Origin of the sequence: Streptomyces solicavernae (genome assembly GCF_029968095.1) — a bacterium.
GTDB classification, from domain to species: Bacteria; Actinomycetota; Actinomycetes; order Streptomycetales; family Streptomycetaceae; genus Streptomyces; species Streptomyces solicavernae.
Genome location: NZ_JASCIR010000004.1, coordinates 160,663 through 182,905 on the forward strand (window position 1 = coordinate 160,663; position 22,243 = coordinate 182,905).

The following is a 22,243-nucleotide window of genomic DNA, read 5'->3' on the forward strand; positions in this document are numbered from 1 at the left end:
TGACGCGACGGCCGCTCGACACGCGTGACCCCGGACCCCGGACCCCGGAAAACGGCCGCCCCGATACGCGCGACGGCCGCCCCCAACCCTACCGGCCCAGGGATGCCGAGGTCAGTGGTCCTGGGAGGGCTCCGCCGCGGAAGTGACCAGTTCGGTGAGGACGCCGTGGCAGTCCTTGGGGTGCAGGAAGGTGATCCGGGACCCCATCGAGCCGGTCCGCGGCTCGTCGTAGAGGACCCGTACGCCCTTGTCCTTGACCGCGGCGGCGTCCGCGTCGACGTCCGCGGTGCCGAAGGCGATGTGGTGCACGCCCTCGCCGTTCTTGGCCAGCCACTTGGCGACCGTGGAGTCCTCCCGGGTCGGCTCCAGGAGCTGGAGGTACGAGGCGCCGCCGTCGGACGTCTCGTTGATCTTCAACATGGCCTCGCGGACGCCCTGTTCCTGGTTGACCTCGGTGTGGAAGACCTCGAAGCCGTACGTCGAGGTGTAGAACTCGACGGTCTTGTCCAGGTCGTGGCAGGCGATCCCGATGTGGTCGATGCGTGTCAGCATGGGCACCAGTGGAGCGCGTCGGCCCTGATCACGCAACGTGCGCGCGATCACACCGAAAGGCCGGTGACCCGAGCCCGTACGCCTCAGTACATTGAGGTTCACCTTCCATCTGGGGGGATCCCCCCAGACCCCCCAACTCGTTCACTCCTCATCCAAGGGGCCGTGCCTCATGTCTGGAACGAACAGCACGACCTCGGTGATCGTCGCAGGGGCCCGCACGCCCATGGGACGACTCCTTGGTTCCCTCAAGTCCTTCTCCGGAGCCGACCTCGGCAGCTTCGCGATCAAGGCCGCGCTCGACCGCGCGGGCGTCGTCGGCGACCAGGTCCAGTACGTCATCATGGGCCAGGTCCTGCAGGCCGGGGCCGGGCAGATCCCCGCGCGGCAGGCCGCGGTCAAGGCGGGCATCCCGATGAACGTCCCGGCGCTCACCGTCAACAAGGTCTGCCTCTCCGGCCTCGACGCGATCGCCCTGGCCGACCAGCTGATCCGCGCCGGCGAGTTCGACGTCGTGGTGGCCGGCGGCCAGGAGTCCATGACCAACGCCCCGCACCTGCTCCCCAAGTCCCGCTCGGGGTTCAAGTACGGCGCGATCGAGATGCTCGACTCGATGGCGTACGACGGCCTGACCGACTCCTTCGAGGGCGTCGCCATGGGCGAGTCCACGGAGAAGCACAACACCCGCCTCGGCATCGCCCGCCCCGAGCAGGACGAGATCGCCGCGCAGTCCCACCAGCGGGCGGCGGCCGCGCAGAAGAACGGCCTGTTCGAGGCCGAGATCACGCCGGTCGAGATCCCGCAGCGCAAGGGCGACCCGGTCGTCTTCGCCGAGGACGAGGGCATCCGCGCCGAGACCACCGCCGAGTCCCTGGGCAAGCTCCGCCCCGCCTTCGCCAAGGACGGCACGATCACCGCGGGCACCGCCTCGCAGATCTCCGACGGCGCCGCCGCGGTCGTCGTGATGAGCAAGGCCAAGGCCGAGGAGCTGGGGCTCGACTGGATCGCCGAGATCGGCGCGCACGGCAACGTCGCGGGCCCGGACAACTCCCTGCAGTCGCAGCCCTCCAATGCCATCAAGCACGCCCTGGACAAGGACGGCCTGAGCGTCGGCGACCTCGACCTGATCGAGATCAACGAGGCCTTCGCCGCGGTCTCCGTGCAGTCAATGAAGGACCTGGGCGTTACGCCGGAAAAGGTGAACGTCAACGGCGGCGCGATCGCCCTCGGCCACCCCATCGGCATGTCCGGCGCCCGCATCGTGCTGCACCTCGCCCTGGAGCTGCAGCGCCGCGGCGGCGGGGTCGGCGCGGCCGCGCTGTGCGGCGGTGGCGGTCAGGGCGACGCGCTCGTCGTCAAGGTCCCGAAGGCCTGACCGCGCAGTCGTTCCCACGTACGCGAAGAGAACGGGAGCAGTGATGCAGGACGTCCCCGCCCTGGTGGCTCAGGCACGGGAGGGCAGGCCGCGGGCCGTGGCCCGGCTGATCTCACTGGTGGAGGGGGCGTCCCCGCAGCTGCGCGAGGTGATGGCGGCGCTGGCCCCGCTGGCCGGCGGGGCGTACGTGGTGGGCCTGACCGGCTCGCCGGGCGTCGGCAAGTCCACGTCCACGTCGGCGCTCGTCTCGGCGTACCGGCGGGCCGGGAAGCGGGTCGGGGTGCTCGCCGTCGACCCGTCCTCGCCGTTCTCCGGCGGTGCGCTGCTCGGCGACCGGGTGCGGATGTCGGAGCACGCCTCCGACCCCGGGGTCTACATCCGCTCGATGGCCACGCGCGGGCACCTCGGCGGCCTCGCCTGGGCCGCGCCGCAGGCGATCCGCGTCCTCGACGCCGCCGGCTGCGACGTGGTCATCGTCGAGACGGTCGGCGTCGGCCAGTCCGAGGTGGAGATCGCCTCGCAGGCCGACACCTCCGTAGTCCTGCTCGCACCCGGCATGGGCGACGGCATCCAGGCGGCCAAGGCCGGAATCCTGGAGATCGGCGATGTGTACGTGGTGAACAAGGCCGACCGCGACGGCGCGGACGCGACGGCCCGCGAGCTCAACCACATGCTGGGCCTCGGGGAGTCCCGAGGCCCCGGCGACTGGCGCCCGCCGATCGTGAAGACGGTCGCGGCGCGCGGCGAGGGCGTCGACGAGGTCGTCGAGGCGCTGGAGAAGCACCGCGCGTGGATGGAGGAGCGCGGGGTGCTCGCGGAGCGCCGCAGGGCGCGGGCGGCGCACGAGGTGGAGACGATCGCGGTCACCGCCCTGCGGGAGCGGATCGCGGATCTGCACGGGGACCGGCGGTTGTCCACGCTGGCCGAGCGGATCGTGGCGGGCGAGCTCGATCCTTACGCGGCGGCGGATGAGCTGGTGGCGGGGCTTACGTCGCGGTAGGGCCCGGGTGGTCCGGCCCGCAACCTCGGCCGGGGCACGCGCCTCCTCAACGCCGCAGGGGTGAGGAGAAGCCTTCAGGCAGCGTTCAGGAACCGTCTGGGACCCTTTGCGCATGCGCTTGCTGATCGTCGAGGACGAGAAGAGACTCGCCCTGTCCCTGGCCAAGGGACTCACCGCCGAGGGGTACGCCGTGGACGTCGTCCACGACGGCCTGGAGGGGCTGCACCGGGCGGGCGAGGGCGTGTACGACCTCGTCGTACTGGACATCATGCTCCCCGGCATGAACGGCTACCGCGTCTGCGCCGCCCTCCGCGCCGCGGGCCACGACGTCCCGATCCTGATGCTGACCGCCAAGGACGGCGAGTACGACGAGGCCGAGGGCCTGGACACCGGCGCGGACGACTATCTGACCAAGCCGTTCTCGTACGTCGTCCTCGTCGCCCGCGTCAAGGCGCTGCTGCGGCGGCGCGGCAGCAGCGGGGCCTCGCCCGTCATCGCGCTGGGCGAGATCGAGGTCGACACGGCCGCCCGCCGCGTCCGCCGCGACGGAGCCGAAGTGACGCTCACCGCAAAGGAGTTCGCGGTCCTCGAACAGCTCGCCACGCGCGCCGGGACCGTCGTGTCCAAGGCCGAGATCCTGGAGCACGTCTGGGACTTCGCGTACGACGGGGACCCGAACATCGTCGAGGTCTACATCAGCGCGCTGCGCCGCAAGCTGGGCGCCCCGCTGATCAGGACGGTGCGCGGCGCCGGCTACCGGCTTGAGGCGCGGTGAGCCGCGTGTTCGGGTCGATCCGGGCGAAGGCCACGCTCGGCGCCACCCTCGTCGTCGCCGTGGCCCTGGTCGCCGCGGGCGTCGCGGTCCTGCTCTCGCTGCGCGGCAACCTGAGCGACCGGGCCGACGCCGACGCGGACAACGCGGCCCGGCAGGTCGCCTCACAGCTCGCGGCCCGTACGCCGTACAAGGACCTGGACCTTCCGGACGGCGAGGACCATCCCGTGCAGGTCGTCGACGAGGACGACCGGGTGCTCGCCGCCTCCGAGGACCTGGAGGCGATCCACGGCACCGGAGCGTCCGCGGTGCGCCCGGTCCCGGCGCCGGGCGCGGACCGGGACGACGACGAGGACGACGCCCCGGGCCCCGGCGAGCTGGGCGAGGTCACCCGGCACACCACGGGCCGGGCGACGGTCGACGGCGACGAGGCCGCGTACCGCTTCGCCGAGGTCGAGGTGGACGACCTGCGGGACGAGACGGTCCGGGTGTACGCGGGCGCGCCCCTTGAGGCCCAGCGCAGCGCGGTCGGCACGGCGGCCACGGCGATGCTCATCGGCTTTCCGCTGCTGCTGCTCGTGGTCGCCGGTACCACCTGGCTGGTGACGCGGCGCGCGCTGCGCCCCGTGGAGGGCATCCGCGCCGAGATGGCCGCGATCACGGCCTCGGAGGACCTGTCACGGCGGGTGCCGGAGCCGGACGCGCACGACGAGGTGGCGCGGCTCGCGCGGACCACCAACGAGACCCTGACGGCCCTGGAGGCGAGCGTGGAGCGGCAGCGGCGGTTCGTCGCGGACGCCTCGCACGAGCTGCGCAGCCCGATCGCCTCGCTCCGCACCCAGCTCGAAGTGGGCGCCGCCCACCCGGAGTTGCTGGACGTTCCGGGCGCGGTCGCGGACACCGTACGGCTGCAGCAGCTCGCCGCCGACCTGCTGCTGCTCGCCCGGCTCGACGCGGGGGAGCGGCCGGGCGAGGCGCGGCTCGACCTGGCGGCGTTCGTGCGCGAGGAGGTGTCGCAGCGCGCCGGGGACCGGGTGCCGGTGGCGGTGCGGGCCGTGGACGAGGGGCTCGAACTGGCCGGTTCCCGCTCGCAGTTGGGGCGGGTGCTCGGCAACCTCCTGGACAACGCGCAGCGGCACGCGCGCTCCCGGATCACGGTCGAGGCGCACGCCGAGGGCGGCGTGGCGGTGCTTGCCGTCGCGGACGACGGGGACGGGGTGCCGGACGCGGAACGGGAGCGGATCTTCCAGCGGTTCGTACGGCTCGACGACGCCCGCAGCCGCGACGACGGCGGCGCGGGCCTCGGCCTGGCCATCGCCCGCGACGTCGCCGAACGCCACGGCGGCCGCCTGACGGTCGGCCGGTCGCCGGAAGGCGGGGCCCTGTTCCGGGTGGAACTGCCGCTCGGGGGTTAGGGGCGGACGCGGGTTGGGGCCGGACGAGCCCTGGGTCCCCGCGGGGGCCTGCTACGGCCTGCCGCGTTCCGCGCGCAGCTGCTCCGCGATCGGCGTGAGCGTCGCCCGCAGCTGCTGCAGCGCCTCCGGGGCCATCATGTCGATGAAGTGCTTGCGCACGGACTCGACATGGTGCGGGGCGACCTTGCGCATCGTCTCCATGCCCTGCTCCGTCAGGACCGCGTAGAGCCCGCGCCGGTCGGACTCGCAGTGCTCGCGGCGGACCAGGCCGGCGTTCTCCATGCGGGTGATCTGGTGCGAGAGGCGGCTCTTGGACTGCAGTGTGGCCGTCGCGAGGTCGCTCATCCGCAGCCGCTGGTCCTCGGACTCGGAGAGGTTGACCAGGATCTCGTAGTCGTTGATCGTGAGGCCGAAGGGCTGCAGGTCCTTCTCCAGCTGGTACGTGAGCAGCCGGTTGACCTCAAGGTGTGTGCGCCACGCACACTGCTCGGCTTCGGTCAGCCAGGGGGTGGCCGTTTCGGTCTCCATGTATCGATTCTACCTAAGAAGTTGAAAAGTAAACGAGAATGGGAGGTGTGACGGCGCACACGGCCCGGACGGGCGTTCCGGCGGGGCGTCGCGCCCCGCCTGGCAGGGCGTCACACCCCGCCTGACGGGGTGCCGCGCGCCGCCGTTCGAACTCCGCTGTTCGAAGCCGTCACACTCCGCAGACTACCGCTCACAGCCCGAAGCGACGCTGGAGGTCCCCGAGCTGGCCGGGAAGCCTCGGTGCCCCCTGGCCGCCCGGCCCGCCCCCGCCCGGAACCCCGGGCTCCTGCGGCGCGGCGCCCGTCGCCTGCTCCGGCATCAGTGTCTCGGACGACTGCAGCAGCACCGTACCCGCGCCCACGAACTCGAACTGGTGCTCCTCGCCCGAGGCCCCGCCGATCCCGGTGAGCGCCCGGATGCCGCCCATCACGCCGGTCAGGTACCCGTGGTCGTAGTGATGGCACGGCGAGGGGCAGTCCGCCCAGCCGACCAGCGCCTGCGGGTCCACCCGGATCGGCGGCTCCATGAACACCACCGGGCCGTTGCTCGCCGCCACGAACTTGCCCGTGCCGATGAGCGTCAGGAACCCCGGAACGATGCTCTGCTTCAGCGCGAGACTTGGCTGAAAAGCGAGGAGGTTGCCGGAGCGAATGGTCAGGTTGCCCTCCTCCAGGTCGAAGGAGTTGACGTCGAAGGCCCGGTCGGCGAGGAGCATCTTGCCGCTGCCCTCCGCCACCACCCAGTCGCTCGCGTGCAGAGGCGAATGGAACGACGTCCGTACGAGCCGGTCGAGCCGGCCGTGCCCGATGCCCTGGAAGTCCATCGACCCGTAGTACGCGATCATCTTCCCCTTCTGCAGGAACCACTGGCTCCCCTTCAACTCCACGCAGAAGGTGTACGGGTTGACGTTGTCGTCGCTCGGCAGCGTCATCGGGTCCAGGACCACGGGCGTGCTCACAGCTTCTCCTCCGATGCCTGGACGTACACCGCGCCGCTGCCGGACAGCTCCAGCTGGAACGCCTCACCCGAGCCGCGCCCCACCATGTCCCGCCAGCCCAGCGCCGTGGACAACTTGTTGCGTACGTCCCCGTGGTGAGCGACGTACGCCTGCGGGTCGACGTGCACCGGGGCCTGCGGGGTGACCGGGAGCTGAACCACTCCGCCGTGCGCCATGACCGCCACCGCGCCGTGGCCCTTCAGGGTCGTCGTGAACAGGCCCTGGCCGGTGACCTGGCCGCGCACCATGCCCATCACGCCGCCCTGCGCGCCCATGAACATCGTGCCCTGCTCCAGCGTCCCGTCGAAGGCAAGCAGCCGGTCCGCCTCCACGTACAGCGTGTCCCCCGCGAGGTTGATCACCTCGATGTGGTGGCCGCCGTGCCCGAACATCACCGTGCCCTGGCCTTCGACGGTCATCAGCGGCGTCGCCTCGCCCGCGACCCGCCGCCCGACCATCGACATCACCCCGCCCTGCCCGCCCTGCACATTGGGCGTGAAGGACACGTCCCCCTGGTACGCGAGCATCGCCCCGCGCTGGCTGAACAGCCGCTGCCCCGGGCTCACCGTGGCCTCGACCATCTTCGAGTTGACCTCACGGAACGGCATCAGACCTCCCCGCCGATCGTGTTCCGCTCGCTGGGCTGGACGTACACCAGGCCGTCCCCCTCGAAGCGGATCTGGAAGGACTCGCCGGACCCCTCGCCCATGAACGTGCGGAAGTTCACGCCCGACTGGAAGCTCTGGCTGACGTTCCCCTGGTGCGCGATGTACGCCCCCGGGTCGACGCTCAGCGGGTACTGCGGCGACACCCGCAGGACCACCGCCGGGCCGTCCGACACGATCGCCGCCTGGCCGGTGCCCTCCACGGTCGTCGTGAACAGGCCGTTGCCCTGCGAGGCGCCGCGCAGCCCGGTGAAGCTGGTGCCGGTGCGCAGCCCGGCGTCGGTGCAGAGCAGGTTGCTGGACTCCACGTACAACGTGTCGTGCTGCAGCTGCACCAGGTTGATCTCGCTCGCGCGGTCGGCCAGGAAGCACGTGCCGTGCCCCTTCACCTCCATCACGGTCATCTGCTCGCCGGTGAGGCGCCGTGTGACCATGCCGCGGATGCCCTCCCCGCCGCCGGACATCTTCTTGAACGCCACCTGGCCGTCGTACGCGACCATCGAGCCGTTCTTCGCCTTCACCGCGTCGCCCGCCAGGGAGACGGCGAGCACCTTGCTGCCTTGCAGTCGGAACTGAGCCACGGTCCGACGTTAGTCGACCCCGAATCGGACCCTGATAAAGAGTCGGCAAAGTGCGGCTGCCACAATGGGAACCGAGCTTGTGCGTACGTTCACAAGATCAGCCGCAAGGCGATCGCCGACGGCCGGCCGGACCGGCCCGGCCCGATCGCCCCCGACCGCATTCGCCCCCCGACGAAGGTGACCCGTGGACCTCAAGACCGCCTCCGCCCTCCGCCGCCTGCGCCTGGTCTCCGCGCCGGAGGCCATCTCGTTCCTGCTGCTGCTCGTCTGCTCGGTGCTCAAGCGCACCACGGAGTTCAACGCGGTGCCGGTGATGGGCGCGATCCACGGCATCCTGTTCATCCTGTACGTGCTGTTCTGGCTGGACGCCTGGAACCGCACCAAGTGGGACGTCAAGCGGGCCGCGCTCTACTTCGTCCTCTCCGTCCTGCCGACCGGCGGCTTCTTCGCCGAGAAGATGCTGAAGCGCGAGGCCGAGGCCGCGGTGATCGCGTCCCGCGCCCGCGAGGAAGGCACGGTGACCGCGTGATCGTCGCGTTCTCCGTGACCCCGCTCGGCGTCGGCGAGGACGTGGGGGAGTACGTCGCCGACGCCGTCCGCGTCGTCCGCGAGTCCGGCCTGCCGAACCGCACGGACGCGATGTTCACCTCGGTGGAGGGCGAGTGGGACGAGGTGATGGACGTCGTGAAGCGCGCCGTCGCCGCCGTCGAGGCGCGCGCCCCGCGGGTCTCCGTCGTCCTCAAGGCGGACATCCGCCCCGGCGTGACGGACGGCATGACGTCGAAGGTCGAGACGGTGGAGCGCCACCTCGCCGGCTGACGGCCCGTGCGAACGTCCCGAGAGCCCCCGCCCCGCGGGGGCTCTCCGCATGTCCGGGTCCCCATGTCCGGGTCCCCATGTCCGGGTCCCCATGTTCGGGTCCCCACCGGATGCGCCCCGCCCCCGCAGCGGGTCAGATGGGGCTCAGGCAGATCCCGCGCACCGCACGGAGGCGCACCATGACATCGGAGCCCACGGGCGGAACCCGCACCGGCCGCGGGCCTGCCGAGGCCGCGCCGCCGCCCGATCCGCGCCGCTGGAAGATCCTCGCGGTCATCGGCCTCACTCAGCTCATGGTCGTCCTCGACGCCACCATCGTGAACATCGCCCTGCCCTCCGCGCAGGCCGACCTCGGGTTCTCCGACAGCCGCCGCCAGTGGGTGGTGACCTCGTACGCCATGGCCTTCGGCACGCTCCTGCTGCTCGGCGGGCGGGTGGCCGATCTGTTCGGGCGCAGGCGCGCCTTCCTCGTCGGCCAGATCGGGTTCGCCGCCGCCTCCGCGCTCGGCGGCGCCGCGGGCACCTTCGAGCTCCTGGTGACGGCCCGTGCCCTGCAGGGCGTCTGCGCGGCCCTCCTCGCACCCGCCGCCCTCGCCCTGCTCACGACGACGTTCACCGGTCCCGAACGCGGCAAGGCCTTCGGCGTGTTCGGCGCGCTCGCCGCCTCGGGAGGGGCGGTGGGGCTGCTCCTGGGCGGCCTGCTCACCGAGCATCTGAGCTGGCGTTCGACGCTCTACGTCAACGTCCTCTTCGCCGCCGTCGCCGTCACCGGCGGCGCGCTGCTGCTCGGGCGGCAACGGCCCACCGCCCCGCCCAGGCTCGATCTGCCGGGCACCGCCCTGGCCTCGTCCGGGCTCTTCTGCGTCGTGTACGGCCTCGCGCAGGCCGGCGTGAACGGCTGGGCGTCCCCGGACAGCTGGGGTTTCCTCGCGGCCGGCGCCGTACTGATCGCGGGCTTCGTGGGGTGGCAGCACAGGGCCCGCCACCCGCTGCTGCCGCTGCGCATCGTGCTCGACCGGGTCCGCGGGACGGCTCTGGTGGCCGTGTTCCTCACCGGCCTCGGCATGTTCGGGTGCTTCCTGTTCCTCGCGTACTACCTGCAGCACACCCGCGGCTACAGCCCCGCGAGGACCGGTCTCGCCTTCATGCCCATGTCCGGCTCCGTCGTGCTCAGCGCGATCGGCAGCGGAACGGGGCTGTTCCGCAGGCTCGGCGCCCGTGCCCGCGTCAGCGGCGGCATGCTGCTCGCGGCGGCCGGCATGGCGTGGCTGACCGGCCTCTCGCCGGACCGGGCGTACGTCGTAGACCTCGTGCCGGGCCAGGTCGCCACCGGCCTCGGCATGGGCCTGATCACGGCGGCCGCCATGAACCTCGGCACCGCGGGAATCGACCCCCGGGACGCGGGTGTCGGCTCGGCCACGGTCAACGCCATGCGGCAGATCGGCGGTTCGGTCGGCACGGCGCTCATGAGCACCCTCGCCGCGGGCTCCGCCGCCGCCCATCTGGCGGACAGGCGGCCCACGCCGGGTGTCGTGGCGCGGGCCGCCCTGGAGAGCTGTCACACCGTCTTCGCGGCGGCGGCGGGAATCTTCGTCGCCGGCGCCGTCCTGACGTTCCTCATGCTGCCCGGCGGCCTGTCCGTGGAGCGCGCCCACGGCGCCCAGCGGGGCCGCCGTCCCTCAGGGGCAGGCCGCGACTGAGCTGCGGATCCGCTCGCCCTCCGACGCGTGCTTCACCCTGCAGTCGTCCGTTCCCGGGCCTCCGTCGACCATCGCCCAACCGGGGCCGATCGTCAGGACCCCGCCATCCTGCGCCTGGACCACGTCGTCACCCGGTCCGCCCTGGACGGTCCCGGAGGACTCGGTGCCCAGCGACTTGGGCTCGATGAGGTCGTTCTCGCTGCCGCCGACGACCCGGCCGCCGATGTCGACGGAGCTGGTGCGGATGACGTCGTTGCCGTCGTTGCCGAACACCTGGCCGCCGCCGCGCTTGTACGTGCCGGGATAGCCCTGTACGGCGCCCGTGGTGATCTCGTCGTCCCCGTGGTCGCCGTGCACGGTGGCGCCGTGCTCGGCGGTGCCCACGACAAGGGCGGTGATGATGGTGTCGTCGCCTCCGCCGCCGCGGACCATCGAGTCGGCGTTGCGGGGGAAGAGGTTGTTGACCTGGATGGTGTCGGCGCCCTCGCCGCCGAGCACCGACGCGTCCACGACGAGGCCCTTGACCCGCATCTTGTCGTTGCCGCCGCCTCCCCAGACGATGACGTTCTGCACGTCGCCCTCGCACAGGATCGTGTCGGGGCCCGGCGTTCCCTCGACCTTCGAGCCGGGCGGGGCCTCTTCGCCGTTGACGGTGCACCAGTGGGCGGGCAGGGGTTCGGCGGCGGGGGCCGGGGCCACGGCCACGGAGGCCAGGACGAGAACCGAGGTGGGCAGGGCACGCATGGCGGTGCGCAGGGTGCGCCGAGTGCGCAGCATGAAGTCTCCCGAGCATGAAGAGGGGCGGAGTGGAGGGGCCAAGTGGAGGGGGAAAGGTGTGCGGACAGTTCGTCAGGACTGGTCGTTGTCAGGACATTTCGTCAGGACATTTCGTCAGGACTGGTCGTCGTCAGGACAGTTCGTGGCGCAGCGGAGTGAGCTGCTCGATGTCGTAGCGGGCCCGCAGTTCCTGGATCGCCGCGGGGTCCGGTGATACGCCGGAGTCGAGCAGGGCGAGGAGCTCCTCGAAGTACCGCTCGTGATCCGGAGGCGGTGAGGCCTGGAAGAACATTCTGGCCGGTTCGCCCGTCGGATTGGCGAAGGCGTGCGGGCAGCCGGGCGGAACCACGATGACGGTTCCGGGAGTCGCCCGGACGACGCGGCGGCCGTCGAGCGCCCGCCACTGCCGCCAGTCGTCCCCGGTGCGGACGCGGGGCTCGAACGCCATCACGTCGAGCTCGCCCTCCAGGACGTAGAAGAGTTCCTCGCTGCGCGTGTGCAGGTGGGCGCCGACGTCGAAGCCGGGCGGTACGACGACCTCGAAGCTGGAGGTCACCTGGGAGTGCTCCCCGGTGACCTTGAACGTGACCTGCTGGGCGGTGGTGATCAGGGTCCGGCCCTGGCCGGGCGGCACGAGGAGTCCCGAACGGGCGAGGTGTGCGGTCATGACCAGGTCACCGGGAGACCTTCGGGCCCCCGGATGAGAGCTCCGGGACGCCAGCGCAACTCGTCCGGTTCGACGGCGAACCGCAACTCCGCGAACCGGTCGAGCAGCGCGTCCACCAGCAGTTCGGACTCCAGGCGGGCAAGGACGGCTCCGGGGCAGTAGTGGGGTCCGTACCCGAAGGAGACGTGCGGGTTGGGGCTGCGGTCGAGCCGCAGTTCGTCGGGGTCGGGGAAGACGTCCGCGTCGCGGTTGGCGGCGAGGTAGGAGACGTAGACCGCCTCGCCCGCGCGGATGAGGTGGCCGGCGACGGTGACGTCTTCGAGGGCGATCCGGGAGAGGCCGACGGCGTTGCGGTGCGGGATGTAGCGCAGGAGTTCGTTGAGCGCCGACGGCCGCAACTCGGGTGTGGTGCGCAGCCGCTGAAGGAGGTCCGGCCGGGTGAGCAGGATGTAGACCATGTTGCCTACGTTGTTGGTGACCGCCTCGCCGCCGATCTGGATGAGCAGGGCGAGGCCGGTGGCTTCCTCCTCGGTGACCTCTCCGCTCTCGACGGCTCCGACGAGGAGACCGATGACGGTGTCGCCGCCCGCGCCGCGCCCCTCGCGCAGCAGCCCGCCGAGGTAGGCCAGCATGTCCGCCTTGGCCCGCTCGCTGCGCCCCGCACCGTGGGCCGAGGAGAGGATCAGCGTGGTCCATTCGTGCACCGTCGACCGGTCGGCCTCCGGAACGCCCATCAGCTCGCACACGACGGCGAGCGGAAACGGCGCGAGCAGCCGCTCGGTCAGGTCCGCCGGCGGCCCGTCGCGCAGCATCCCGTCGACCAGCCCGTCGAGGATGTCCTGTGCCCGCGTACGGAGCCGCTCCACACCGCCGGCGGTGAAGGCCCCGGCGACGGCGCGGCGCAGCCGGGTGTGGTCGGGCGGGTCCTCGAAGCCGACCGCGCCGGGGGCGGGGATGAAGTGGGGGGCCAGGCGGGTGACATCGTGCTCGACGACCAGCTTGCGGCTGAACCGGGGGTCGTTGGTCACCATCCGCACGTCGTCGTAACGGCAGACCAGCCAGGCCCACCCGCTTCCGTTGGGGAGCTTGATACGGGTCACCGGTCCCGCCTGCATCAGCTCGGCGAGGACGGGGTCGAAGTCGACCCCGTCCAGATGCAGTGCCGGCCAGTGCGTGACGGGTGGCTGCGCGGTGTCGGGGCCGTCCCTCAGCATCGTTGTCGATTCCTCCGTGACGCGGTCTCTCGCCTGAGTGGTCTCGCCTAGGCGGCCTCTCGTCCCGTGCTCCAGTTGCCCAGTGCGACCTCGGCGGTGATCCCCGGGCCGAATCCCGCCAGGAGACCTCGCGCGGTGTCGTGGGTGCCGTTCTCGTCGAAGAGCCGGCGCAACGCGTCCAGGACGACGGCGCTCGCGATGTTGCCGTACTCGGTCAGTGTGGTCCGGCTGAAGCGGAATGCTTCGGATGCCACACCGAGGTACTTGCTCAGGTCGTCGAGGATCCGCGGCCCACCTGCGTGGATGATGTAGAAATCCAGGGCCGCGGCGTCCCAGCCATGCGCATGGGCCAGCTGTTTGAGCACCGGAGCAAGCGGCTCCATGGTGCCGGGAACGCGCCGGTCGAGCCGGAAGTGGAACCCGGTCGCCTTCACTTCGTACGCGATCCACTGCTCCGTACGGGGGATGATGTACGAGCCGTTGCGCCGCAGTTCGATGCCGGTGCCGCCGCGGCCGCGGACGGCTGCTGCGGCCACGCCGTCGCCGAAGAGGCCGTTCGAGAGGAGGTTGCCCACCTCCAGGTCGCTCGGCTGGTAGCACAGGGAGCAGAACTCGCAGGCGACGATCAGCGCGTTCGCCTCCGGGTACGCCGTGCAGAAGTCGTGCGCACGGTTCACCGCGGCCCCGCCCGCCGCGCATCCCAGCTGGGCGATGGGCAACTGCCGGGTGTCGGTGCGGAACCCCATCGTGTTGATCATCCACGCGGTCAGCGACGGCATCATGAAGCCGGTGCAGGACACGTAGACGATCAGGTCGATGTCCTTCGGGCGCAGGTCCGCGTCGACCAGCGCCTGACGTACCACCTCCGGAACCCGTGCCTTGGCCTCGGCCTCGTAGACGGCGTTGCGCTGTTCGAAGCCGGGGTGCCTGAGGGTCTCCTCGATCGGGCGCACCACGTGCCGCTTCGCGACGCCGGTGTTCTCGATCAGCCGCAGGGCCAGGTCGAGCTGCGGATGGTCCGTGTGCACGGACCGGGCCAGGTCGAGGGTCTGCTCCATGGTGAGCACATGCTCGGGCACGGACACCGTCGGTCTGCACAGAGTCGCCACGGCGGCTCTCCTTCCTGTTCGGACACAGCCTCACGGACCCGTGCGCATTGCGCGCGCGGGACGGTTCCGCCGGTGACGCGGCCAATCCGGTGACGCTGGGCGCCGCGCGCGGCGGACCGGGGGCGAACGGGAAGGCATGGCGCAGCCCGCGCGCCCCACGGAATCGACCGCCGGGAGCGACCGCCGGAATCGACCGCCGGGAGCGACCCGGGAGCGACCGGGAGCGACAACAGAGCAGGCCGAGACAGACCGAGCCGGACCGAGCCGGAACGAACAGACCGAGCCGGACCGAGCCGGACCGAACAGACCGAGCCCGGACCGAGCCGGACCGAACAGACCGAGCCAGACCGAGCCAGACCGAGCCAGGTCGAACAGACCGAGCCGGACCGAACAGACAGTGCACACAGCGAAGCAGGGAGATGAAGCATGACGTCAGAGCCGCGCGCTCCTTTCGGCCCCGGGACGGAACCGGCTTCGGACGAGACGGTCCACTGCTGGAGCCTCGACGACCTCCAGGGCCTCGACTTCGACCCCTTCCTGCACGACCGGCTGCGCGACGGGCGGGCCACCCGGGTCCAGCTGCCGTTCGGCGAGGGCAGCGCCTGGCTGATGGCGAGCTACGCCCACGTCAAGGCGGCGACGACCGACCCGCGCTTCAGCAGGGCGGAGCTGGTCGGGCGTACGGTCACCAGCTCCTCGCCGCACGCGATCGCCTCCCAGCAGGCGTCCCTCAACTACGCGGACCCGCCGCGCCTGAACGACATGCGCCGGGTGGTGGCGCGGGCGTTCACCGGCAAGAGCATGCACAAGCTCAGGCCCGCCGCGCAGCGCACCGCCGACGGCCTCCTCGACGCGATGGAGCGGCACGGCTCACCGGCCGACCTCGTGGAGCACCTGCACGGCCCCTTCCCGCTCGCGGCCGTCGCCGACCTGCTCGGCATGGACCAGGACATGCGCAAGGACATGACGTCCTGGGCGAACCTGATCATGACGCCAGGGCCGGCCCCCGAGCGGAGCAGCGACGCCCGGATGACGGTGCGCGAGTGCGTCGTCGACCTGCTCGCCCGGCGCCGCGAGGAGCCGCGCGACGACCTGGCCGGAGTCCTCGCCGCGGCCTCGGACGCCGGCGAGATCACGGAGCCTGAGGCCGTCTCCCTGGCCACCGCCATCCTGGTGAGCGGCGCCCACGCCGTACGCAACAACAGCGCCAACATGGTGTACGCCCTGCTCACCCACCCGCGGCAGCTGGAACGGCTGCGCGCCGAACCGGAGCTGATCCCGCAGGCCGTAGACGAGCTGCTGCGCTACATCCCGCACCGCAGCGGAGTGGGCCTGCCGCGGATCGCCACACAGGACGTCGAGATCGCCGGTGTCGTGGTCCGGGCCGGCGAGGCGGTCTACTCGTCGTACCTCGCGGCCAATCGCGACCCCGAGGCCTTCCCCGAGCCCGACGCACTGGACTTCGACCGGGGGCCCATCGCCCATATGGCCTTCGGGAACGGCCCGCACCACTGCGTGGGCTCGATGCTGGCCCGGATGGAGTCCGAGATCATCCTCGCCACCCTGCTCGACCGCTACCCCACGCTCGCGCTCGCGGTGCCGCCCGAGCGGATCGAGTGGCAGACGGGTGGTCTGATCCGCGGCCCCAAAGCCCTGCCGGTGTCCTGGTGATACACCGCCGCACCAGCAAGGCGGAGCGGCACATGATCAAGGTGGTCAGAGGCAGCCCGAACCACTTGGAACTGGCTGCGCTCACGGCGGTCTTCGTGGCGCTGGTACGTGGTTCCCACGCGTTGCGCGACCCGCTCCCGCGTTCCCGTCGCGCGGGGTGGGACCGCCAACCGCCGTACCTCCCTGCGCACTCCTGGCGTTCCCACGCGGTGTCCCCTCCCCGGTGAAACCGCCTGCCCCGGAACGGCCTGCCCCGGAACGGCCTGCCCCGGAACCGCCTGCCCCATAACGGCCCGCCCCGGAACCGCTCACACGGACGAGTCCGGTTCGACACTCCGGCAAATATCCCTTTTTGTAGGGTTATTGGCTTGTTCGTACCTGAACTTGCCATCGCCAGATCATCGAGACCTGGAGGCGCTGTGCGGCCGGAGGGCTACGACTACGACACCCACAGCACACTCGCGGGGCCGCTCACCGAGCCGGCCGGTGGCAAGGGCGGCGGCTACCGGGTGCAGTACACCAAGCTCCTCTCCCGCGAGCCGCACCGAATACGCGCCGTCCTCCTGATGACGCTCGCCCCCGTCCTCACCGGCCTCCTGCTCGTCTACCTCGTCTGGCCGAGCCACTGGACGCAGCGCGAGGGCGGCGAGCGCTGGCTCGTCGGCCTCGATGTCACGATGCTCGTGGCGATCGGCCTGATCGAGCTGTTCATGGTCGTCAACGTCGTCTCCATCGCCCACGCGACGCTGGTGGCGCGGGACCCGATACCCGTCACACCCGAGCCGGGCACCCGCGTCGCCTTCCTCACCACGTACGTCCCCGGCAAGGAACCCCTCGGCATGGTCCGCGCCACCCTTGAGGGCGCGACCCGAATACGCCACAGGGGGCCGCTCGACATATGGCTCCTGGACGAGGGCGACGACGGCGCGGTGAAGGCGCTCTGCGCGGAACTCGGCGTCCGGCACTTCACCCGCAACGGGGTGCCCGAGTGGAACCGCGAGACGGGCGTCCACAAGGCCCGCACCAAGCACGGCAATTACAACGCCTGGCTCGCGATGCACGGCGGCGACTACGACTTCTTCGCCTCCGTGGACACCGACCACGTACCGCTCCCCAACTTCCTCGAACGGATGATGGGTTACTTCCGGGACCCGGACGTCGCCTTCGTCGTCGGACCCCAGGTGTACGGGAACTACGACACCCCCGTCACCAAGGCCGCCGAGTCCCAGCAGTTCCTCTTCCACGCGCTGATCCAGCGCGCCGGCAACGCCTACCGCGCCCCCATGTTCGTCGGCACCAACAACGCCGTACGCATAGCCGCCGTCAAGCAGGTCGGCGGGCTCTGCGACTCGATCACCGAGGACATGGCCACCGGCTTCGAGCTGCACCGCACCAGGAACCCGCGCACCGGCCGGCACTGGCGCTCCGTGTACACCCCGGACGTCCTGGCCGTCGGGGAGGGCCCCGCCTCCTGGACCGACTTCTTCACCCAGCAGCTCCGCTGGTCGCGCGGCACGTACGAGACGGTCCTCAAGCAGTACTGGCGGGCGCCGTTCCGGATGCCTCCCGGACGGTTCTTCAACTACTCGCTGATGCTCGTCTACTACCCGATGACCGCCGTGAACTGGACGCTCGGCATCCTCAGTTGCTTCCTGTTCCTGGTTTTCGGGGCGTCCGGCACGCAGGTCGCCGCGTCGATCTGGCTGATGCTCTACAGCGACGCCGCCGCGCTCCAGGTGGGCCTCTATCTGTGGAACCGGCGGCACAACGTCTCCCCGCACGAACCCGAGGGCTCCGGAGGCCTCGCCGGGATGGCGATGTCCGCGCTCTCCGCGCCGATCTACGCCAAGTCCCTGGGGGCCGCGGTCCTGCGCAGGCCCTGCAAGTTCGTCGTCACCCCCAAGGGCGACGACGCCAGCCCCGACCGGCTGCTGACCTTCCGCGTCCATCTGTCCTGGGCGACGCTGCTGGTCGTCTCGCTCGCCGCCTCGCTCCTCCTCGGCCACACCCACGCCGCGATGCGGACCTGGGCGGTCCTCGCCCTGGTGATCTCGCTCGCGCCGGTCAGCATCTGGGCGTTCGGAGAGTTCCGCGCGCGGCGGGCGGGCGCGACGGTGGCCGAGGCTGCCCCAGGGCCCGAACTGGTCAAGGCCGCCCCACCCGCACCGGAGGCCACCCCGACGACCCAGGCGGCCCCGGCGGCCCCCACGGCCACGACCAGAGTGTCGAGCGCGCCTTCGGGAGGGAGCTGAGCGGGCTGTGCCTTCGAGTGAACGGGCTGTGCCTTCGAGCGAACGGGCTATCCCTTCGAGTTGCGCGCCAGGCTCAGCGCGTACTCCGGCCACCACTTGCCCGCCGGCGGGCCGCCCCGGCACTCGCCGTCGGACTCGCCGGGGCGCTTGATCCACAGGTAGGCGTCGACGAGCGGGTCGCCGGTCCTGGTGCCGGGCCGCTTGCCGAGGGCGCGGCCGGGCGGGTTGCACCAGGCCTCGTCGCCGCCGGGCATCGGGCCGTTGCCGTTGCGGCCGGTGTCCATCACGAAGTGCTTGCCGCCAAGGATCTTCGAGAGGTCCTTGCCGTACGCCTTCGTGGCCGCGTCGGTCTGGAAGTTGGAGACGTTCAGGGCGAAGCCGTCCGCGCGGTCGATGCCCGCCTTCCGCAGCGCCCGGGCGAGCTTGCCGCGGTCCTGGATCCAGGCGGAGTGCCCGGCGTCCAGGTAGACCTTGACGTTCGGCTGCTTCTTGAGGCGGTCGATCGCCTCGGACAGCAGCCGGTAGCGCTCCTCCTGGTACTCGGCCGGGGTGCAGCCGTCCACGACGTGCGGGATGGCGTCCGGCTCCAGGATCACCAGGGCCTTGCTGTCCTCGATGTTGTCGGCGAACGCGCCGATCCACTGCCGGTAGGCCTCCGCGCTCACGGCCCCGCCCCGCGAGTGCTGCCCGCAGTCGCGGTGCGGGATGTTGTACGCGACGAGGACGGCGGTGCGGTTCTCCTTCGCGGCGCCGCGGGTGGCCGCCTTGATCGTCGGACCCGGATCGTCGCCCGCGGGCCACGCCGCCATCGGCTGGCCGGCGATGCGGCGCAGCACCTCGGCGTCGGCGTCGCGGCCCTCCGCCCGCCAGGCCGCGACCTGCCGGGCGGCCGGGCTGTCCGGGTCCACCCAGAACTCGGACTGGCCGCCCGACGGCTTGGACGGGCCGCTCACGAGCGCCGCGTCCTCGGTCTGCGGGTCGTCCGACTCCGGGCTGCAGCCGAGGGCGAGCCCGAGCGCGGCGAGCGCGGCCCCGCCGCGCGCGAGCCGGCGGCGGCCCGGGCGGCCGCGGCGGCTGCGGTGGTCGGTGCGGGTGGTGTGGGCGGGCATCCTGCCCCCTTGGGCAACGGCGCACGAAAGGACCGGGCAATCGTGGCATGACGGACATTCGCCCGCCGGGCTGCGACACCGCTCAGCACCAGGTCAGGGGGGAGGCGGTGGGCCGGGTGGAGGCGGTCCGGTCGGCCGTACGGGTCAGCGGGGCGGCCCCCCGGCACGGAGTCGGCCGTACGGGTCGCAGACCGTACTGCGAGACGGGGCTGACCGGCATGTGACCGCCCGGTAAGGTCAGGTGCGTGCCGAAGCCGCTCAGTCTGTCGTTCGATCCCATCGCGCGAGCCGATGACCTCTGGAAGCAGCGTTGGGGTTCCGTGCCGTCCATGGCCGCGATCACCTCGATCATGCGTGCCCACCAGATCCTGCTCGCCGAGGTGGACGCGGTCGTCAAGCCCTACGGACTGACCTTCGCGCGGTACGAGGCGCTGGTGCTGCTCACCTTCTCCAAGGCCGGTGAGCTGCCGATGTCGAAGATCGGGGAGCGCCTGATGGTGCACCCCACCTCGGTCACCAACACCGTCGACCGCCTGGTGAGGTCGGGCCTGGTCGACAAGCGCCCCAACCCCAACGACGGCCGCGGCACCCTCGCCTCCATCACGGACAAGGGCCGCGAGACGGTCGACGCGGCCACCCGCGACCTGATGGCGATGGACTTCGGCCTGGGCGCGTACGACGCCGAGGAGTGCGCGGAGATCTTCGCGATGCTGCGGCCGCTGCGGGTGGCGGCGCAGGACTTCGAGGAGAGCTGAACCCGCGTCCCCGTCGGCCGGGGCCGGGGCCGGGGCCGCCTGAAGATCGCGCATAACGGGCGGTTACGCTCGTACGCATGAAGCGATCCGTGCTGACCCGCTACCGCGCCCTCGCCTACATCACCGGTGTCCTCCTGGTCCTGCTGTGCCTCGGCATGATCGGCAAGTACGCCCTGGGCCTGGACGGGGCCGCGGACTTCACGAAGGTCGTCAGCATCGCGCACGGCTGGCTGTACGTCGTGTACCTCATCTTCGCCTTCGACCTCGGCTCCAAGGCCAAGTGGCCGGTCGGCAAGCAGCTGTGGGTGCTGCTCGCGGGCACCGTCCCGACGGCCGCCTTCTTCGTCGAGCGCAAGATCTCCGCCGAGCTCGCCGCCAAGGTCGCGGACCCGGCGCCCGAGGCCGCCAAGGCGTAGCCGCCGCCCCCTGCGCCACTCGTCGACGGCTCCTGGTCAGAGCCTCTTTCAGAGGCTCCTTTCCCGGGTCCCCGGAGGGTTGGGCGCCGGTCGGCCATCGACATTTACTAGGACGTCCTAGTAAATTGGTAGGCATGGACGCTGACGCGATCGAGGACGGCCGCCGCCGCTGGCAGGCCCGCTATGACGCCGCACGCAAGCGCGACGCCGACTTCAGCACGCTCTCCGGTGATCCGGTCGAGCCGGTCTACGGGCCACGCCCCGGGGACACGTACGAGGGGTTCGAGCGCATCGGCTGGCCCGGCGAGTACCCGTACACGCGCGGGCTGCACGCCACCGGGTACCGGGGCCGGACCTGGACGATCCGCCAGTTCGCCGGGTTCGGCAACGCCGAGCAGACCAACGAGCGGTACAAGATGATCCTCGCCAACGGCGGCGGGGGACTCAGCGTCGCCTTCGACATGCCGACCCTGATGGGCCGCGACTCCGACGACCCGCGCTCGCTCGGCGAGGTCGGCCACTGCGGCGTCGCCATCGACTCGGCCGCCGACATGGAGGTCCTGTTCAAGGACATCCCGCTGGGCGAGGTGACGACCTCGATGACGATCTCCGGCCCCGCCGTGCCGGTCTTCTGCATGTACCTCGTCGCCGCCGAGCGCCAGGGCGTCGACCCGGCCGCGCTCAACGGCACGCTGCAGACCGACATCTTCAAGGAGTACATCGCGCAGAAGGAGTGGCTCTTCGAGCCCGAGCCCCACCTCCGCCTCATCGGCGACCTGATGGAGCACTGCGCCCGCGAGATCCCCGCGTACAAGCCGCTCTCCGTCTCCGGCTACCACATCCGCGAGGCCGGGGCGACGGCCGCGCAGGAGCTGGCGTACACGCTCGCGGACGGCTTCGGGTACGTGGAGCTGGGGCTCTCGCGCGGGCTCGACGTGGACGTGTTCGCGCCCGGCCTCTCCTTCTTCTTCGACGCGCACGTCGATTTCTTCGAGGAGATCGCCAAGTTCCGTGCGGCGCGGCGCATTTGGGCCCGCTGGATGAAGGAGGTCTACGGCGCTGAGACCGACAAGGCGCAGTGGCTCCGCTTCCACACCCAGACCGCCGGCGTCTCGCTGACCGCGCAGCAGCCGTACAACAACGTCGTACGCACCGCCGTCGAGGCCCTGTCCGCCGTGCTCGGCGGCACCAACTCCCTGCACACCAACGCCCTGGACGAGACCCTGGCGCTCCCCTCCGAACAGGCCGCCGAGATCGCGCTGCGCACGCAGCAGGTCCTGATGGAGGAGACCGGCGTCGCCAACGTGGCGGACCCGCTCGGCGGTTCGTGGTACGTCGAGCAGCTGACGGACCGCATCGAGGCGGACGCCGAGAGGATCTTCGACCAGATCAAGGAGCGCGGCCTGAGGGCGCACCCCGACGGCAGGCACCCCATCGGGCCGATCACCTCCGGCATCCTGCGCGGCATCGAGGACGGCTGGTTCACCGGCGAGATCGCCGAGTCGGCCTTCCAGTACCAGCAGGCCCTGGAGAAGGGCGACAAGCGGGTCGTCGGCGTCAACGTCCACACTCCGTCCGTCACCGGCGACCTGGAGATCCTGCGGGTCAGCCACGAGGTGGAGCGCGAGCAGGTGCGGGCCCTCGGCGGCCGCAAGTCCGGCCGGGACGACGCCCGGGTGCGGTCCTCGATCGACGCGATGCTCGCCGCCGCCCGCGACGGCGGCAACATGATCGGCCCGATGCTGGACGCGGTCCGCGCGGAGGCCACCCTCGGCGAGATCTGCGATGCGCTGCGGGACGAGTGGGGGGTGTACACGGAGCCCCCGGGGTTCTGAAGCCAGGATTCCCGTAGTCAGGATTCCGGTAGTCAGG

24 protein-coding genes are annotated in these 22,243 nt (G+C 71.3%); 14 read left to right on the forward strand and 10 right to left on the reverse strand.

What is annotated here, in order from left to right; genetic code table 11:
- Nucleotides 1–111: 111 nt before the first annotated feature.
- The gene (gene mce / locus QIS99_RS07370) at nucleotides 112–552 is read right to left on the reverse strand and encodes a methylmalonyl-CoA epimerase (RefSeq protein ID WP_282511688.1); all 441 of its coding nucleotides are present in this window, start codon (nucleotides 550–552) and stop codon (nucleotides 112–114) included.
- A 169-nt stretch (nucleotides 553–721) separates the two neighbouring features.
- Here mce and QIS99_RS07375 point away from each other — a divergent pair, with 169 nt between their 5' ends.
- The 4 genes from QIS99_RS07375 (at nucleotide 722) to QIS99_RS07390 (ending at nucleotide 5,111) form a co-directional block, all read left to right on the forward strand.
- Entirely contained in the window at nucleotides 722–1,924 is a 1,203-nt protein-coding gene (locus QIS99_RS07375) for an acetyl-CoA C-acetyltransferase (RefSeq protein WP_282511689.1), read from the forward strand.
- A 43-nt stretch (nucleotides 1,925–1,967) separates the two neighbouring features.
- Nucleotides 1,968–2,924, forward strand: coding sequence for a methylmalonyl Co-A mutase-associated GTPase MeaB (meaB, locus tag QIS99_RS07380; RefSeq protein WP_282511690.1), 957 nt, complete (start codon nucleotides 1,968–1,970; stop codon nucleotides 2,922–2,924).
- Nucleotides 2,925–3,036: 112 nt separating this feature from the next.
- Nucleotides 3,037–3,699 (forward strand): response regulator transcription factor, encoded by a 663-nt coding sequence (locus QIS99_RS07385; RefSeq protein WP_282511691.1) that lies wholly within the window; start codon nucleotides 3,037–3,039, stop codon nucleotides 3,697–3,699.
- Nucleotides 3,696–5,111, forward strand: coding sequence for a sensor histidine kinase (locus QIS99_RS07390; protein ID WP_282511692.1), 1,416 nt, complete (start codon nucleotides 3,696–3,698; stop codon nucleotides 5,109–5,111). The genes QIS99_RS07385 and QIS99_RS07390 overlap by 4 nt, the downstream gene beginning before the upstream one ends.
- Before the next feature lie 51 nt (nucleotides 5,112–5,162).
- On the opposite strand, the gene QIS99_RS07395 is transcribed toward QIS99_RS07390, so the two are convergent.
- The 4 genes from QIS99_RS07395 to QIS99_RS07410 all read right to left on the reverse strand — a co-directional run bounded on the left by QIS99_RS07395 (nucleotide 5,163) and on the right by QIS99_RS07410 (nucleotide 7,882).
- A complete protein-coding gene (locus QIS99_RS07395) occupies nucleotides 5,163–5,639 on the reverse strand; it encodes a MarR family winged helix-turn-helix transcriptional regulator (RefSeq protein WP_282511693.1) in 477 nt (158 codons plus the stop codon).
- 190 nt (nucleotides 5,640–5,829) lie between these two features.
- A complete protein-coding gene (locus QIS99_RS07400; RefSeq protein WP_408909496.1) occupies nucleotides 5,830–6,597 on the reverse strand; it encodes an AIM24 family protein in 768 nt (255 codons plus the stop codon).
- Complete coding sequence (locus tag QIS99_RS07405; protein ID WP_282511694.1) at nucleotides 6,594–7,244, reverse strand: AIM24 family protein; 651 nt, start codon at nucleotides 7,242–7,244, stop codon at nucleotides 6,594–6,596. Before QIS99_RS07405 ends, QIS99_RS07400 begins: the two co-directional genes overlap by 4 nt.
- Nucleotides 7,244–7,882 carry an AIM24 family protein gene (locus QIS99_RS07410; RefSeq protein ID WP_282511695.1) on the reverse strand — a complete coding sequence of 213 codons (639 nt, stop codon included), beginning with the start codon at nucleotides 7,880–7,882 and terminating at the stop codon, nucleotides 7,244–7,246. The genes QIS99_RS07405 and QIS99_RS07410 overlap by 1 nt, the downstream gene beginning before the upstream one ends.
- Nucleotides 7,883–8,066: 184 nt before the next feature.
- On the opposite strand from QIS99_RS07410, the gene QIS99_RS07415 reads away from it, so the two are divergent.
- The 3 genes from QIS99_RS07415 to QIS99_RS07425 all read left to right on the forward strand — a co-directional run bounded on the left by QIS99_RS07415 (nucleotide 8,067) and on the right by QIS99_RS07425 (nucleotide 10,401).
- Nucleotides 8,067–8,411: a DUF3817 domain-containing protein gene (locus tag QIS99_RS07415; protein WP_282511696.1), complete on the forward strand. Its 345-nt coding sequence runs from the start codon at nucleotides 8,067–8,069 to the stop codon at nucleotides 8,409–8,411.
- The gene (locus tag QIS99_RS07420) at nucleotides 8,408–8,701 is read left to right on the forward strand and encodes an MTH1187 family thiamine-binding protein (protein WP_282511697.1); all 294 of its coding nucleotides are present in this window, start codon (nucleotides 8,408–8,410) and stop codon (nucleotides 8,699–8,701) included. The genes QIS99_RS07415 and QIS99_RS07420 overlap by 4 nt, the downstream gene beginning before the upstream one ends.
- A 179-nt stretch (nucleotides 8,702–8,880) precedes the next feature.
- Nucleotides 8,881–10,401 (forward strand): DHA2 family efflux MFS transporter permease subunit, encoded by a 1,521-nt coding sequence (locus tag QIS99_RS07425; RefSeq protein ID WP_282511698.1) that lies wholly within the window; start codon nucleotides 8,881–8,883, stop codon nucleotides 10,399–10,401.
- On the opposite strand, the gene QIS99_RS07430 is transcribed toward QIS99_RS07425, so the two are convergent.
- The 4 genes from QIS99_RS07430 to QIS99_RS07445 all read right to left on the reverse strand — a co-directional run bounded on the left by QIS99_RS07430 (nucleotide 10,381) and on the right by QIS99_RS07445 (nucleotide 14,168).
- A complete protein-coding gene (locus tag QIS99_RS07430; RefSeq protein WP_282511699.1) occupies nucleotides 10,381–11,178 on the reverse strand; it encodes a hypothetical protein in 798 nt (265 codons plus the stop codon). The genes QIS99_RS07425 and QIS99_RS07430 overlap by 21 nt on opposite strands.
- Nucleotides 11,179–11,308: 130 nt before the next feature.
- Nucleotides 11,309–11,845, reverse strand: a complete 537-nt coding sequence (locus tag QIS99_RS07435) for a cupin domain-containing protein (RefSeq protein WP_282511700.1) — start codon at nucleotides 11,843–11,845, stop codon at nucleotides 11,309–11,311.
- Nucleotides 11,842–13,059, reverse strand: coding sequence for a cytochrome P450 (locus QIS99_RS07440; protein WP_282511701.1), 1,218 nt, complete (start codon nucleotides 13,057–13,059; stop codon nucleotides 11,842–11,844). The genes QIS99_RS07435 and QIS99_RS07440 overlap by 4 nt, the downstream gene beginning before the upstream one ends.
- 47 nt (nucleotides 13,060–13,106) lie before the next feature.
- A complete protein-coding gene (locus tag QIS99_RS07445; protein ID WP_282511702.1) occupies nucleotides 13,107–14,168 on the reverse strand; it encodes a type III polyketide synthase in 1,062 nt (353 codons plus the stop codon).
- 426 nt (nucleotides 14,169–14,594) lie between these two features.
- Between QIS99_RS07445 and QIS99_RS07450 the strand changes: the two genes are divergently transcribed.
- The 3 genes from QIS99_RS07450 (at nucleotide 14,595) to QIS99_RS07455 (ending at nucleotide 18,091) form a co-directional block, all read left to right on the forward strand.
- Complete coding sequence (locus QIS99_RS07450; RefSeq protein WP_282511703.1) at nucleotides 14,595–15,839, forward strand: cytochrome P450; 1,245 nt, start codon at nucleotides 14,595–14,597, stop codon at nucleotides 15,837–15,839.
- Between the two features lie 32 nt (nucleotides 15,840–15,871).
- Nucleotides 15,872–16,066 carry an acyl-CoA carboxylase subunit epsilon gene (locus tag QIS99_RS32300; protein ID WP_408909497.1) on the forward strand — a complete coding sequence of 65 codons (195 nt, stop codon included), beginning with the start codon at nucleotides 15,872–15,874 and terminating at the stop codon, nucleotides 16,064–16,066.
- Between the two features lie 192 nt (nucleotides 16,067–16,258).
- A complete protein-coding gene (locus QIS99_RS07455) occupies nucleotides 16,259–18,091 on the forward strand; it encodes a glycosyltransferase family 2 protein (protein WP_282511704.1) in 1,833 nt (610 codons plus the stop codon).
- 47 nt (nucleotides 18,092–18,138) lie between these two features.
- Here the strand turns inward: QIS99_RS07455 and QIS99_RS07460 are convergent, their stop codons facing one another.
- On the reverse strand, nucleotides 18,139–19,200 hold the full coding sequence (locus QIS99_RS07460; RefSeq protein WP_282511705.1) for a glycoside hydrolase family 6 protein: 1,062 nt from the start codon (nucleotides 19,198–19,200) through the stop codon (nucleotides 18,139–18,141).
- A 47-nt stretch (nucleotides 19,201–19,247) separates the two neighbouring features.
- Between QIS99_RS07460 and QIS99_RS07465 the strand changes: the two genes are divergently transcribed.
- The 4 genes from QIS99_RS07465 to QIS99_RS07480 all read left to right on the forward strand — a co-directional run bounded on the left by QIS99_RS07465 (nucleotide 19,248) and on the right by QIS99_RS07480 (nucleotide 22,206).
- Nucleotides 19,248–19,424, forward strand: coding sequence for a hypothetical protein (locus tag QIS99_RS07465; protein ID WP_282511706.1), 177 nt, complete (start codon nucleotides 19,248–19,250; stop codon nucleotides 19,422–19,424).
- Between the two features lie 21 nt (nucleotides 19,425–19,445).
- Nucleotides 19,446–19,955, forward strand: coding sequence for a MarR family winged helix-turn-helix transcriptional regulator (locus tag QIS99_RS07470; RefSeq protein WP_282511707.1), 510 nt, complete (start codon nucleotides 19,446–19,448; stop codon nucleotides 19,953–19,955).
- 77 nt (nucleotides 19,956–20,032) lie between these two features.
- Entirely contained in the window at nucleotides 20,033–20,371 is a 339-nt protein-coding gene (locus tag QIS99_RS07475) for a DUF3817 domain-containing protein (RefSeq protein ID WP_282511708.1), read from the forward strand.
- Nucleotides 20,372–20,505: 134 nt separating this feature from the next.
- Entirely contained in the window at nucleotides 20,506–22,206 is a 1,701-nt protein-coding gene (locus QIS99_RS07480; RefSeq protein ID WP_282511709.1) for an acyl-CoA mutase large subunit family protein, read from the forward strand.
- The last annotated feature ends 37 nt before the right edge of the window (nucleotides 22,207–22,243 follow it).